This is a genomic window from Candidatus Frankia alpina, from assembly GCF_902806485.1.
In the GTDB taxonomy this organism is placed as follows: domain Bacteria; phylum Actinomycetota; class Actinomycetes; order Frankiales; family Frankiaceae; genus Frankia; species Frankia alpina.
In genome coordinates this window covers 1-13,398 of the sequence record NZ_CADCWT010000132.1, presented here as the reverse complement: position 1 = coordinate 13,398, position 13,398 = coordinate 1, and the positions used below count along the sequence as shown (strand labels likewise).

Sequence of the window (13,398 nt, the reverse complement as noted above, 5' to 3'; positions counted from 1 at the left end):
GTTCGTCCTCGTGGTGTTCGCCCTCGCGGTGTTCGTCTGCGTGGTGTCCGTCCGTGGCGCGGGCCGGATTCGTCGGGGCGGTGGCGGCGGAGGGCAACGCCACGGAGTGCAGGCCGAGGTCGTCGACATGCCGGGCCGCCTCGGCGATGAGCGGCGCGGCGGCGCTCACCTTGGCCCACAGCAGGCGGTCCCGCCCGGCCAGAGCGTCGTCGAGCGCGGCGGGGATCCACTCCCGCGCCGGCCCACGGGCGCCATGTGCGGTCAGGTTGTCGAGGGCGCGGACAAGCGCGGTCACCGCCGCGCTCAGCGGGCCGGTCGGAGACGATCCGGCCCCGGCCGCGGTGACCTCGTCCAGGAAGCCGCGGGCCGCGGCGGTGGCGACCCCGGCTCGGGCCGTCTCGGCCGTCTGCCGGGCCATGCGGTCCGCGGTCACCAGCGCGGCGAAACGTTCCGCGGCCAGGATCGGCGGCACCGCGCGCACCGGGACGTCCGCCCGGTCCGCTGGCAGCGCCGCATCCTTCGATGCCGCGCTCAGCAGGGAGTACAGCTCCACCGCCTCGGCGTCGGTCAGCGGCGCGGGCCGCTCGCCGCCGGACCCGGCGGGCGGCACGGGCAGCGGCAACCAGCCGTGGGCCCCGCCACCGGCGCGCACCCGGACGGCGATGCTCGCCCGGGTCCCGCCCCAGCCCGCGGCGCCGACCTCGCTGTCCGGGTGCGCAGCGCGCTCGGCGGCCCGCGCGGCGCGGGCCCGCTCGGCGAGTTCGGCCCGGGCGCGCAGCGCCTCGGCCCGCCGCCGCGCGGCCTGCTCGATCCGGCGGTCGAGCGCCTCGGGATGGTAGACCGCCTTCTCCGCGGCCAGCGCGCTCGCGGCGAGCTCGGGCGAGCCCACCCCGTCCATCCCGCCGCGGTTCATCCCGCCGGCGTCCATCGCCCTGACCGCAACCCGGGCCGCACCATCGGCGGGGCCCGACGCCTCCTCGACGTCGGTGAACGACACGCACAGTCGCTGCAGCTCGGGCGGCAGCTTCTCCCGCAGCACCCGCAGGGCCTGCGCCTTCTGGCTGGTGACGAGGACGCGTTGACCCTCGGCAAGCAGCGCGGTGATCAGGTTCGCGATCGTGTGGGTCTTGCCGGTGCCGGGCGGGCCCTCGACGACGATGCCGTTGTCGTGGCGCAGCCGTTCGAGCACCCGGGCCTGTTCGGGGCTGGCCGGCAGCGGCAGCAACGGGTCGGCGCCGAGCTCGGCGCCGCTCGTCGCGCCCTCGGGGGCGAGCCAGGCGAGCCGTTCGGCGGCGTCCAGGGTCGCGACGAGCTGGACCAGGCCCAGCGGCGGCGGCCCGGCACCGCGCAGAGCCTCCAGCATCCGCTCGTAGTAGGTCAGCAACGAGGCCTGGTCACGCACACGCAGCACGAGCGCCGGGGCGGAGGTCACGTGGGGGCGGGTCGGGCCGTCCGGTGGTGGGGTGGTGCGTCCTGCGGTTCGAAGCCGTCCACCGGTACGTCCAGGGCCAGGGCCAGCCAGTCCCGCAGCAGCCGTGCGTCGTGCGCGCCGAGCGGGACCGGCGGCCGGTTGTGTAGGCGTTCATGCAGGTGGTTGGTCCGTTCCCGGCGGAATCCGGCGAGGCCGTTGAGTAGCGGGCCGTCGCCCAGCCGGGTGGCCCCGCCGGCCGGCACCCGCACCCGGATGTCCGAGCTGACCGGGTCGATCTCGCAGCTCACCCGGGTGGACAGCAGGTGCTCGCGGATGAGCGGGCCGCCGGGCGGCTGCCAGGTGAGCAGGCCGGTAGCCAGCACCAGTTCCAGCGCATCGCCCTCCTGAGCCACCCGGGCGGCGACGGCGTGCAGGGTGTTGTGCAGGGCGCGGCGCTCGGCGTCGGCGCGGGCACGCGTCGCCCAGATCCGCCAGCCGGGCAGCCAGTCCCGGTAGGCGGCCTCGGCCCGGTCGTCATCCGGGACCGCCGGATCGGGACCGGCCGCGATGTCGGCGCCTGGGTCGGCGGCGGGCCAGGCCGGGGGACGGGCAGGGTCGGCCTGGGCGGTGTCCGGCAGGTGGATCCGACCGGCGAGGATCGGCGGGGGCAGCGCGGCGGCGGCGGGAGCGGTCAGCAGGACCTCGCCGGCGCCGGCGTGCTCCGACAGCACGACGCCGGCCGGGATGTCGGCGAGCCAGACGGTGAGCGGGTGCTCGTCGACGGTCCGCACCCGCTCGGAGCGCGCCACCGCGACCTCGTGCAGGAAGCGCACCAGCCGGTGGCAGCGGTCGGCCAGCGCCGCCCGCTGCTCGGCGTCGGCGTGGCGCGCCGTCACAGGGTCGCCCGCCGCCCGCGCCTCGCGCCGGCGGCGGGCAGGGCGCGCCGCCCGTCGGGTGCCATCCGCAGTCCTCCCGTCTCCGTACCGTCCGCGCCGCCGCGATCGGAGCTCCGCAGCGAAGCTCCGAGCTGTCCCGACCACGGGGCCGCCACAACGATCCGGGCTGTGTCGAGCTCTCCGGGCCGCCGTGGATCGCCGGGCCTGCCGAGAAGCTCCGGGCCGCCGCGATCCGACCGGAATGCCGCAACGTGCGAATCTCGACCTACGAATAATGACGGCTGTCCCCGGCGGGCGGCGGGGCGGGTGGCACCTTCGCGCGAGCGAAGTCGCGCCCCATCGACGGCCGGCCGCCGTGGAGCGACCGTGGCCTCGGTGTATGCCGGCCGTTGGCCGGTCGGCGCTCGGGGCCGTCCCCTCGGCGTGCCGCCGCCGGCCGCCGGGAGCGGATGCGACAACATACGCATCCGTGAGGTCACGGTTCTATGCTGATTTGCACATTCACTCCCGGTACTCGCGGGCCTGCAGCCGGGACTGCGACCTGGAGCACCTGGCCTGGTGGGCGGCGCGCAAGGGTATCGCCGTCGTCGGCACCGGTGACTTCACTCATCCCGCGTGGTCGCAGGAGCTCGCCGAGAAGCTCGTTCCGGCCGAGCCCGGCCTGTTCCGGCTGCGGCCCGACCTGGAGCGCGACGTGCTGCGCACGCTGCCGGCCTCGTGCCGGACGGTGACCCGTTTCATGATCTCCAGCGAGATCTCCACGATCTACAAGCGGGGCGATCGGACCCGCAAGGTCCATCACCTGCTCTACGCGCCGACCCGGGAGGCCGCCGGGGCCATCACCGCGGCGCTCGCCCGCATCGGCAACCTGGCCGCGGACGGGCGGCCCATCCTGGGCCTGGACTCCCGCGACCTGCTGGAGATCACCCTGGCCGGCGGGCCGGGCTGCTACCTCGTGCCGGCGCACGTGTGGACCCCATGGTTCGCCGTACTGGGTTCCAAGTCCGGATTCGACGCCGTCGAGGACTGCTACGTCGACCTCGCCGGCGAGATCTTCGCCCTGGAGACCGGGCTGTCCGCCGACCCGGAGATGTTCTGGCGGATCTCCGGCCTGGACCGCTACCGCCTGGTGAGCAACTCCGACGCCCACTCGCCGCCCATGCTCGGCCGGGAGGCGACGGCCTTCACCTGCGAGCTGGACTACTTCGCCATCGAGGCGGCGCTGCGCGGCGGGGACGGGTTCGCCGGGACGATCGAGTTCTTCCCCGAGGAGGGCAAGTACCACCTCGACGGGCACCGCAAGTGCGGGGTGTGCCTGACCCCGGAGCAGACCCGCCAGGCCGGCGGGCGCTGCCCGACCTGCGGCGGCCTGCTGACCGTGGGCGTGCTCAACCGGGTCCAGACGTTGGCCGATCGGGGGGCGGGCGTGCGTCCCGCGACGGCCGCCGAGGTCACCTCGCTGGTGCCGCTGCCGGAGGTCGTCGGGGAGATCCTCGGGGTGGGGCCGAAGAGCAAGGCTGTCGCGGGCCAGGTCACCTCGTTGGTGTCCCGGCTCGGCCCGGAGCTCGCCATCCTCGCCGATGTTCCGGTACCGGCGATCGCCGAGGTGGCCTCGACCGAACTGGTCGAGGCGATCTCCCGGCTGCGGCGCGGCGAGGTGATCCGCCAGGCCGGCTTCGACGGTGAGTACGGCGTCATCCGGCTGTTCGAACCGCGTGAGCTCGCCGGGGACGGCGGCACCCTGTTCGACCTCGCCCCGTCCGCCCCCGCCCAGCCGTCCGCTCCTGTCCAGCCGTCCGCGGACGGGCCCGGCCCGTCGCTGGATGAGGCGCTCGCCGCGCACGGCGAGCCGGCCGGCGGCGGGGATCTGTCGGTGCTCGACGGCCTGGACCCGGACCAGCGACGCGCAGCGGCGCATCCGGCCGGCCCGCTGCTCGTCCTCGCCGGCCCCGGTACCGGCAAGACCTGCGCGCTGGTGCACGCGATCGCGCATCGGGTGGCCGAGCGCGACGTGCCCGCCGAGCAGTGCCTGGCGGTGACGTTCACCCGGCGGGCGGCGGGGGAGCTCACCGAGCGGCTCGACACGATGCTGGGCGAGCGGGCCCGCCGGGTGCTTGCGACGACGTTCCACGGCCTGGGGCTGACGATCGTCCGCGAGCAGCACGAGCGGCTGGCGCGGGGCGCGCAGGTCCAGGTCGCCGACGACGCCGTGCGGGCGGAGCTGCTCGACGCCGCGCTGCACGGCGAGGGCGACGCCCGCGCGCGGCGCCGGGTGTCGGCCGGCATCGCCGAGCTCAAGCGGCTTCGGGCACTCGGCCAGGCCCAGCGCGACCACGACCTGGTCGGCGTCCTCGCCCGCTACGACGCCGAGCTGCGGGAACGGGACATGGTCGACCTCGATGACCTCATCGTGCTGCCGCTGACCCTGCTGCGCGCCACACCAGACCTGGTCGAGCACTACCGGGCCCGTTGGCGTCATGTCTGGGTCGACGAGTATCAGGACACCGACGAGCTTCAGTACCGGCTGCTGGGGCTGCTGTGCCCACCGGCGGGCAACCTGTGCGTGATCGGTGACCCGGACCAGGCGATCTACCGCTTCCGCGGCGCCGACGTCGGCTTCTTCCTGCGGTTCGAGCAGGACTACCCGGGGGCGCGCACGGTCGCGCTCACCCGCGGCTACCGGTCGACCCGCACGATCGTGCGGGCGGCCCTCGATGTGATCGCCCCGGCGACGCTGGTGCCGGGCCGGACGCTGACCGCGGTGCGGGGCGCCGAGGGGGACGGCCCGGTGCTGCTTCGGCGCTACCGCAGCGAGGCGGAGGAGGCCATCGCGGTCGTCGACACCATCGACGCGGCGCTCGGCGGAACCTCCTTCCACGCGCTCGATTCCGGGGTGGACGGGTCGGCGGAGGCGGGCCTGTCGTTCGCGGACATCGCGGTGCTCTACCGGACCGCCCGTCAGGCAGATCCGATCATGGAGGCGTTGGCGAAGCGGGGATTCCCCTTCCAACGCCGTTCCCACCTTCCGCTGGCCGACGCCCCGGCGGTCGCCGCCCTGCTGGCGCTGTTGCGCCCGGCGCCCGGCGCTCGCACGGGCGGGCGGGCGGTGTCCGGGCTGCTGCGCGACGCGGCGGTGCGGGCGGTCGAGCTGGCGGCCGCGCTCGGCACCGAACTGGGCGTGGCGATGCCGGCGGGGTTCGCGGGCTTCCCCGGCGGACGGGTGTCGACCGAGGCCGAGCTGCGGCTCGCGGTGGAGCTGCTCTCGCCCGCCGCGGCCGCCGCCGGGACCGACCTAGAAGGCTTCCTCACCTCGGTCACGATGGCCAGCGAGGTCGACGGGCTCGACCCGCGGGCGGACCGCGTCAGCCTGCTCACCCTGCATGCGAGCAAGGGCCTGGAGTTCGGTCTGGTCTTCATCGTCGGCTGTGAGGACGGGCTGCTGCCGATGCGCTTCGGGCCCGCTCGCCGCGTCGCCGCGGCCGGCGGCGAGCAGACGCCGGGCGGGGAAGCGGACCCGGCCGCGGCGGCGATGCTCGCCGAAGCCGAGGAACGACGGCTGTTCTTCGTGGGCGTCACCCGGGCGCGCCACCGGCTGATCCTGACCTCCGCGGCGCATCGCCGCCCCGGCGCTGACGTCGAGACCCGGCCCTCACCGTTCCTCGCCGACATCGGCCCGGCGCTGCTGTCGACGGAGCAGGCGGCGAGCGCGCGGCAGCTGGCCCGCCGGCCGTCGGCGGGCCAGCAGCTCAGGCTCGTCTGAGTCCTGAGTCCTGAGTCTCAGCGCTTGCGCAGCACCATCGCGAGGTTCCAGGTGACGATCTCGCGGGCGCCGGGCACCTTCAGGATCACCTTCGCCCAGTCCGGCAGGTAACGCGGCAGCGCGTCGAGGATCTCAACGTCGGTGCGGTGGCGCGTCCAGGACAGGGTGTCGGCGACCGACACCGGGAACAGCGTCCGGCCGTAGATGTTCTTCGGTGCCTGGCCCTTGCGGCGCTCGAAGCGGGCCGCCGCCCGATCGCCGCCGAGGTAGTGCCACGGCGCCGTCTCGTGGCCACCCCAGGGTGACAGCCAGTTGGTGTAGCTGAGGAAGATCAGCCCGCCTGGGCGGGTGACCCGGACCAGCTCCGAGCACATCCGCCACGGGTCGGGGACGTGCTCCAGCACGTTGGACGTGTAGCACAGGTCGACGCTGCCGGACAGGAACGGCAGGTCCAACGCACTGCCCCGGACCCGGCCGGGAACCTCGATGCCCCCCGCCTCCATCTCCGAGACGTCCGGCTCGACCCAGACGTAGCGGGCACCGGCGTCGAGGAACGCCGGGCGGAAGTAGCCCGGGCCGCCGCCGACGTCCAGCACGAGCTGGCCGGTCAGGGAGGTGTACCGCATGAGCTGGCGGACGGAGTCCGCAGCGATCAACGAGTAGAACCCCGCCGGGTCGACGGGCTCCTTGCGGTGCGCGAGGAAGAGGGTCTTCGACCGGCCGAGGCCCCAACCGGAGTAGGGCAGCGTGCGCACGAGGGGGGCCTCGCCGTCCGGGGTGCCTTCCGGGCTGGTCAGGGGCGCCTGCGGGGTCGGTGTCGCCGGTGTCGCCGGTGGGGTCACGGACTGCGCCGCACTCGGCGAGGAGGGCGCCGCGCTCGCCGTTGTGGGCTCGGCGGAAGTCGCCGCTGATGCCGCCGTGTCAGACATGGCGGGGACAATAACACCCCTGCCGTGGGGGTCCGTCCGCCGCGGGCGAGGGTCGATCGGTGCCGCGCCCGCCGCGGGTTGCACCGTCCCCGGCGTATCGCGGCGCGCGTCGGGTGCGGAGACCGGAGCAACTCGCTACGTGTTTGCCCAGCTCGTGCGCTATTTGTGGAATCGGCGGGGTCCGTCGGTTTATCGTTTACCTGCTCAACGTTCCCTTGGTTCCGTTGGTATCTCCTCGTTCCCTGACCCCGCCGACGTGCGTTTCCGGTGAACCCAAGGATGGGTGATGGTAGTGGCGCGCCCGACCAGTCAGCCGAATCTGACGAATTTTCAGAAACTCGGATCCCCGCGACATTCTATGCTAATGATGATCATCAGGTCGGGCCTCCCGATCGCTTCGAGTCCTCGACCGGCGAGGTAGGGCGGGATGCCGAAGACCTTTGAAACCCTCGGGCGACCCCTGCCACCTGCGCCGAGTGCATTCTCCCCGGCCTGGCGGCACGTGCTCGATCGGCCGCTGGGTATCCGCGCGGAACTCGACCGCATGCGCCGCCATGCTCCCTTTTATGACGCTACGGTCGACGAGGTCGCCGGTCGCCGGATACGGATCGGTGATCACTGGCTCACCGATTTCGCCTCCTGTAACTATCTGGGACTCGATCTCGACCGGGAGATCATCGAAGCGGTTCCGGCGTACCTGGACCGGTGGGGAACACATCCGAGCTGGTCGCGGTTGATTGCCAGCCCACGCCCGTATGACGACATCGAGCGAACGCTGGCGGAGCTGCTCGGCGGGCAGGACGCACTGCTGCTGCCGACCATCACGCATATCCAGTATTCGGTGCTGCCGGCGCTGGTCGGCCGGGGTTCGCTGTTCGTCGAGCTGCACGCCCACCAGACCGCCCACGACGGGGGCGCGATGGTCGCCAGCCACGGCGGGACCGTCGCGCGGTTCCGCGAGGACCGGCTCGACCGGTTGGAGCGGTTGCTGCGCGCGGCCCCCCATCCCCGGGTCATCTGCGTCGACGGGGTGCACAGCATGAACGGGTAACGGGCCGCCCCTCGACGAGCTCCTCCCGCTCGCACGCGCCCACGACGCGTTGCTCTACGTCGACGACGCGCACGGCTTCGGTGTCGTCGGGGAGCGCGGTCCCGACGAGTCGAGCCCCTACGGCAGCCGCGGCAACGGCATCGTGCGCCATCTCGGCACCGGCTACGACAATCTGGTGCTCGTCGGCGGGTTCTCCAAGGCGTACTCGTCGCTGCTCGCGTTCGTCGCCTGCCCGACGGAGGTGAAGGAGTACCTGAAGTCCGCCGCCGGGCCGTACATTTTCTCCGGTCCGTCGCCGGTTGCGTCGCTGGCGACGGGCCTGGTCGGGCTGCGGGTCAACGAACGGCGCGGCGAGGCGTTGCGGGCCACGCTGCACCGGCTGACCAGCCGGTTCCTCGCCGGGCTGCGTGGGCTGGGCCTGGGAACGCTCAACACCAGCGGGTTCCCGATCGTCGAAATCCCGCTGCTGGATGCGGACAATGCCGACCCACTGGGTCGCTTTCTGTACGAGCACGGGGTCTTCGCCTCGGTGGTTCCCTTCCCCGTCGTCCCCCGCGACGAGGTCGGGGTGCGCGTGCAGATCACCGCTGCGAACACCGACGACGAGATCGACCACCTGCTCGCCGTCCTCGCCGAGGCCGCCGCCCGCTTCCCGCTGGTTGCTGCGACCGGCGGGCCCGATCTCGGCTGAGGCCGCAGGCGGGTGACCCCGGCGGCCGGTCAGCCCGCGGGTGGCACGAGGCGGGCGACGGGCCGCCGGTCGCGGTCGAGCCGGACGTCGGCGTCGCGCACCCGAGCCAGCACCGTGAGGTAGTCGGCCCGGGGGATCTCCAGCGCGCCGAGGGAGACGAGGTGGTCCGTCGTCATCTGAACGTCCAGCAGCACGCCCCCGGCGGCGGCGAAGCGCGCGTCGAAGTCGGCGAGGGCGACCTTCGAGGCGTCGGTGCGGGTGTGGAACATCGACTCGCCGGCGAACACGCCGCCGACTCCCACCCCGTAGACGCCGCCGACGAGCTCGTCGGCGTCCCAGACCTCCAGGCTGTGCGCCCACCCCAGGGTGTGCAGCCGCGTGTAACCGTCGATCAGCTCGTCGGTGATCCAACCCGACGTTCCGTCGCGTTGACAGCCGCGGACCACCTCGACGAAGGACTCGTCGACGGTCGTCGTCCACCCGCAGCTGCGCAACCGCTTGCGCAGCGACCGGTTCACCCGCACCCCGCGGGTGGGGATCACCGCCCGCGGGTCGGGGCTCCACCAGGGCAGGTCATAGCCGCCGGTGGGCCACGGAAACGCCCCCGCCCGGTAGGCGCCGACCAGCGTCGCCGGGTCCAGCGTGCCGCCGACCGCGACCGGTGCCCGCCCGGGGCTGCGTCGCAGCGAGAAGCCATCCCACACGGTGGGGCCCACCGCGCGAGGTGGCGCGGTCACCGCCACGGGCGGCCCGCCGGCGTCGAGCTGGGGGCCACCACAGCGTTGCGCACGGCACCCTCCCTCGTCGGGGCGCGCTCGCCGGTGCGGCGTGCCCCGCGGTCGGCCACCGGGTCGCAGGCCGCATCCCGGTCGCTCACCTCGCGGGGCATCGCGAACCCCGCCGCCTCCCGCGCCGCGCTCTCCAGATCGATCGTGCCAGCCGGCAGCGTCTGTTGCCGGAGTTGCTCGGTAATTTGCTCGGACGGGCCGGGTTCGCCGAAGAAGTAGCCCTGGGCGAGGTCGCAGCCGACATCGCGCAGCATCCGCACCGCCGCCGCGGTCTCCACCCCCTCGACGACGATCCGTAGGCCGAGCGCGTGCGCCAGACCCACGGTGGACCGCACGATTGCTTCGGCCCGGCTGTCGTCCTCCACCCGCTGGATGAACGACTTGTCGAGCTTGAGCACGTTCACCGGCAGCTCGAGTAGCCGCGCCAGCGACGAGTAGCCGGTGCCGTAGTCGTCGACGGCGATGCCGATGCCGAGCGCCCGCAGCTCCCGCAGGACGGTGGCCGACTGCACCCGGTCGAGCATGAGCGTCGTCTCGGTGATCTCCAGTTCCAGCGCGGTCGGGCTCAGGCCGAAGCCGGCGAGCATCCCGCTGACCTGGTCGGGGAAGTCGCGGTCGAACAGGTCGGAGGCGGACAGGTTGACCGCGACGGCGATGTCGAGACCGGCGGCGTGCCAGCGTCGGGCCTGGTCGAGCGCGGTGTGCAGCACCTCGATCGTCAGCATCCGCATGATCCCGGCCTGCTCGGCCAGTGGGACGAACTCCTCCGGGCCGAGCAGGCCCCGGGTCGGGTGCCGCCAGCGGACGAGGGCCTCGACGGCGTCCGCCCGCCCGGAGCTGAGATCGACCTTGACCTGGTAGTACACCTCCAACTGGCCGGTGCCGAGGGCGGCCCGCAGTGATTCGATCATGTCCAGTCGGATGAGGCTGTTTACGTCGGCGCCCGGCCGGTAGGACTCCACCCCGGTGCGGCGCGACTGTGCCGTGTACATCGCCACGTCGGCGCGTTGCAGCAGCGTGTGGGCATCCTGGGCATGGTCGGGGTAGACCGCCGCGCCGATGCTCGCGCCCACGTGCAGCGTCACACCCCCGACGTCGAAGGGATCGGCGAGGACGGTCAGCACCCGGTCGGCTACCCGGCGGGCGGCGTCGACGTCGGCGTGTTCGAGCAGCACCGCAAACTCGTCGCCGCCGAGGCGGGCGTGCAGGTCCCCCGGACGCAGGGCGTGGGAGATGCGCGTGCCGACCTGTGTCAGCAGCGTGTCCCCTACCTGGTGGCCCAGCGAGTCGTTGACCTCCTTGAACCGGTCGAGGTCGAGGAGTAGCAGGGCGAAGGTGTCCGGCCCGGTGGTGTGCTGCTCGGCCCGGGTCAGCCGCTCGATGAAGCCACGGCGGTTGGCCAGGCCGGTCAGGTCGTCGGTGCGGGCCAGCACCTTGCTCTCCGCGAGCTGCTGGACCTCGATGAAGGTGAAGGCCGTGCGGGCGAGGGCGGACAGCACCGTCGCCGCGGCAAGTGCCACGGTGACCGCCGGCAGATCGATCGTGGCGCCGAGCACCAGCAGGCCCAGCGCGACCGTCGCGAGCACCAGCGGCACGGCGATGACGCCCCAGCCGGACATTTTTGCCGGCGGCTGCCAGCGCGGGCGCAGCCAGGACGCCAACGCCGGCATGAGCACCGAGAACAGCCACAGGCTGGACAGCATGCCGCTCGACGGCGTGTGCCCGGCGATGACGAGCACGAGTAGCAGCGAGTCGGCCAGGGCGAAGCTCATCAGCCCGGCGCCCAGCAGCCACCACACCCGCCCCGGGCGCCAACCGAGCAGCCCGAACACGGTGACGACGAGCAGGATTAGCAGCAGATCCGCCACCGGGTAGATGACGATGACGATCATCGTCCACGCGCTGTACTCGGGGTTGGCTCGCGCCATCGCCACCCCGATGCCGCTGGTCAGTGCGGCCACCCCGAGCACCCCGACGACCGCGTCCAGCCAGATGCTGCGGTGCAGCCGCACCAGCCGCCGACGTAGCAGCAGGATCATGGCGACATAGCAGGCCGGGTAGAACAGCAGCCAGGCGAGATCCGCCAGCGAGGGCTGGATGTTGACGTCCTGCCGGTCCACCGCGACGTTGTGGTAGATTGCTCCGCAGCCGTAGCTGATCAGCCCGGCTCCGAGCAGTGCCCACGGGGCGCGCTCGCCGCGGATGAGGACGGCCCGGGACACGCAGATCAGGCCGGAGCCGATGGCGACGCCACACCTCAGCGACTGGGCCTCGTCGCCGAAGCGCGGCACGTCCACGAACGAGGCGACGGACAGGGTGAGCGTGGCGAGGATGAGGAGGAGCTGGGCGATCCGTATCAGGCGGAATCGACGTGGGGGAGGTGGCGATGTGGTCATCCGGTCATCCCCCCGCCGGATGTTGCGGGCGGGCTCGCGAGTCGGGACCGCGGTTGCGGACCGGTGCGGTCGGCGTGCGTGAGCCGGTAGAGCGCCCGTTGCGACGCGCTGCCCGCCGTATCGACCGCCGGGCACGGACCGGACCGCGTGGCCGCCCCCGTCGGCGTGGGCTTCGCCCCGGAGCCCAGCCGCTGGTCGCGGGACGTGACCGCCTGTCGGGTGGGCGAAGCGCTGCCATGATCTTCGCGCACAAGGGTACGGATACCCCGGAGCTCTCGCCACCCGGGCCCCCAGCGGCCGCTCTGGCGGCTACCGGACGGAACATGCCTGGATTGTCGTACATCCAGGTTTCCCGGCATAACGGGTGGAAGTCTGTCGTGGGATGCTTGTGGTGATGTTGGGTCTGGTGGGTGTATGTGGCGAGGATGCCGTTTTAATTGCGACTCTCCGTGTACAGATGTGGTGACTTTGGTCACTCGTGGGATCTTGCCTGTCGCCCCGGGCGTACTCGCAAAGATCATCGGGGCGCCCGACCTCCTCTCCGGCGGTCGGGCGCGGCTCGGTATCGGGGCGGCCTGGTACGAGGCTGAGGCGGTGGGCCTCGGCCTGCCGCTTCCGCCGGTGGCCGAACGGTTCGAACGCCTGGCGGAGACCCTCGAGATTTGGCTGCGGATGTGGCGCGACGACGAGATCCCCCATGCCGGCCGAACCCGGCGTCCAGGCGGTCCTCGGCCGTGTGCGGGACGTGCGGCGGCTCGAACCGCTGCACATCCGCGGCGAGTGAGTGATCCCGCTCGCCGCGGAGCTCGGCGCCGCGCCCTGAGGACGGCCCGCGGGTGGTGCCGGCCTGATCCGGCCGGCGATCTATCCCACTGACCCGGAAAACGTAGCGCGCTAGCCCCGCCCTTCAGAGCGGGGTTAGCGTATCGGGGCTGGTCGCTGCTGCCCTTCGATGTACTCGTGCACGAGTGTCAGTGGGGCATTTCCGGCCGAGACGGTGAGGTACGACGGCGACCAGAAGTGGCCGCGTATGAGGTGCTGGTTTACCCGGCCGGTGAACTCGGTGCGCAGCCGACGGGCGGAGACGCCCTTGAAGCTGTTCACCAGTGTTGAGACCGCGGCCTTGGGCGGGTACTCGACCAGCAGGTGGACGTGATCGTCCTGTCCGTTGAACTCGGTAAGGGTTACGCCGAAGTCGGAACACACGCTCCGCATGATCTGTTTGCAGCGGGTCAGCATCGTGTCGTCGAGCGCTCCACGCCGATACCTGGTCACAAAGACCAAGTGGGCGTGAAGCGAGGAAACTACATGCCTGCCTCGCCTGTAGTCGTCTGCTTCAGCCATAGACCAAGTATGCTGGAGGGTGTGGTCACCGTTCGCTACCGCTACCGCGCCTATCCCGAGTCGGGGCCCATGCCAGGATGCCCGCCGGGCGTTCCGGAACTGGTTCGGCTCCCTGTCCGGGAAGCGCAAAGG

The 13,398-nt window shown here is 72.6% G+C and carries 10 protein-coding genes; 4 read left to right on the top strand and 6 right to left on the bottom strand.

Annotated elements, in window-relative coordinates:
* A partial coding sequence (locus G6R25_RS27220) for an AAA family ATPase (RefSeq protein ID WP_235948498.1) occupies positions 1-1,432 on the bottom strand: 1,432 nt, incomplete at its 3' end.
* Complete coding sequence (locus G6R25_RS27215) at positions 1,429-2,307, bottom strand: hypothetical protein (RefSeq protein ID WP_235948496.1); 879 nt, start codon at positions 2,305-2,307, stop codon at positions 1,429-1,431. The genes G6R25_RS27215 and G6R25_RS27220, both read right to left, overlap by 4 nt.
* A gap of 469 nt (positions 2,308-2,776) precedes the next feature.
* Between G6R25_RS27215 and G6R25_RS14730 the strand changes: the two genes are divergently transcribed.
* Positions 2,777-6,067, top strand: coding sequence for a UvrD-helicase domain-containing protein (locus G6R25_RS14730; protein WP_163553418.1), 3,291 nt, complete (start codon positions 2,777-2,779; stop codon positions 6,065-6,067).
* Between the two features lie 17 nt (positions 6,068-6,084).
* Here the strand turns inward: G6R25_RS14730 and G6R25_RS14725 are convergent, their stop codons facing one another.
* Positions 6,085-6,822, bottom strand: coding sequence for a class I SAM-dependent methyltransferase (locus tag G6R25_RS14725; RefSeq protein WP_163553419.1), 738 nt, complete (start codon positions 6,820-6,822; stop codon positions 6,085-6,087).
* A 601-nt stretch (positions 6,823-7,423) separates the two neighbouring features.
* On the opposite strand from G6R25_RS14725, the gene G6R25_RS29710 reads away from it, so the two are divergent.
* On the top strand, positions 7,424-8,047 hold the full coding sequence (locus G6R25_RS29710; protein WP_336501534.1) for a hypothetical protein: 624 nt from the start codon (positions 7,424-7,426) through the stop codon (positions 8,045-8,047).
* 49 nt (positions 8,048-8,096) lie between these two features.
* On the top strand, positions 8,097-8,738 hold the full coding sequence (locus tag G6R25_RS29705; RefSeq protein WP_336501532.1) for an aminotransferase class I/II-fold pyridoxal phosphate-dependent enzyme: 642 nt from the start codon (positions 8,097-8,099) through the stop codon (positions 8,736-8,738).
* A 29-nt stretch (positions 8,739-8,767) separates the two neighbouring features.
* Here the strand turns inward: G6R25_RS29705 and aat are convergent, their stop codons facing one another.
* Together aat and G6R25_RS14710 are read right to left on the bottom strand one after the other, a co-directional pair.
* Positions 8,768-9,481: a leucyl/phenylalanyl-tRNA--protein transferase gene (aat, locus tag G6R25_RS14715; protein WP_163553417.1), complete on the bottom strand. Its 714-nt coding sequence runs from the start codon at positions 9,479-9,481 to the stop codon at positions 8,768-8,770.
* A complete protein-coding gene (locus G6R25_RS14710) occupies positions 9,472-11,922 on the bottom strand; it encodes a putative bifunctional diguanylate cyclase/phosphodiesterase (RefSeq protein ID WP_163553416.1) in 2,451 nt (816 codons plus the stop codon). Before G6R25_RS14710 ends, aat begins: the two co-directional genes overlap by 10 nt.
* A gap of 414 nt (positions 11,923-12,336) precedes the next feature.
* Between G6R25_RS14710 and G6R25_RS14705 the strand changes: the two genes are divergently transcribed.
* Entirely contained in the window at positions 12,337-12,798 is a 462-nt protein-coding gene (locus tag G6R25_RS14705; RefSeq protein ID WP_163553415.1) for an LLM class flavin-dependent oxidoreductase, read from the top strand.
* Between the two features lie 42 nt (positions 12,799-12,840).
* Here the strand turns inward: G6R25_RS14705 and tnpA are convergent, their stop codons facing one another.
* On the bottom strand, positions 12,841-13,266 hold the full coding sequence (tnpA, locus tag G6R25_RS14700; RefSeq protein WP_163553414.1) for an IS200/IS605 family transposase: 426 nt from the start codon (positions 13,264-13,266) through the stop codon (positions 12,841-12,843).
* Between the last annotated feature and the right edge of the window lie 132 nt (positions 13,267-13,398).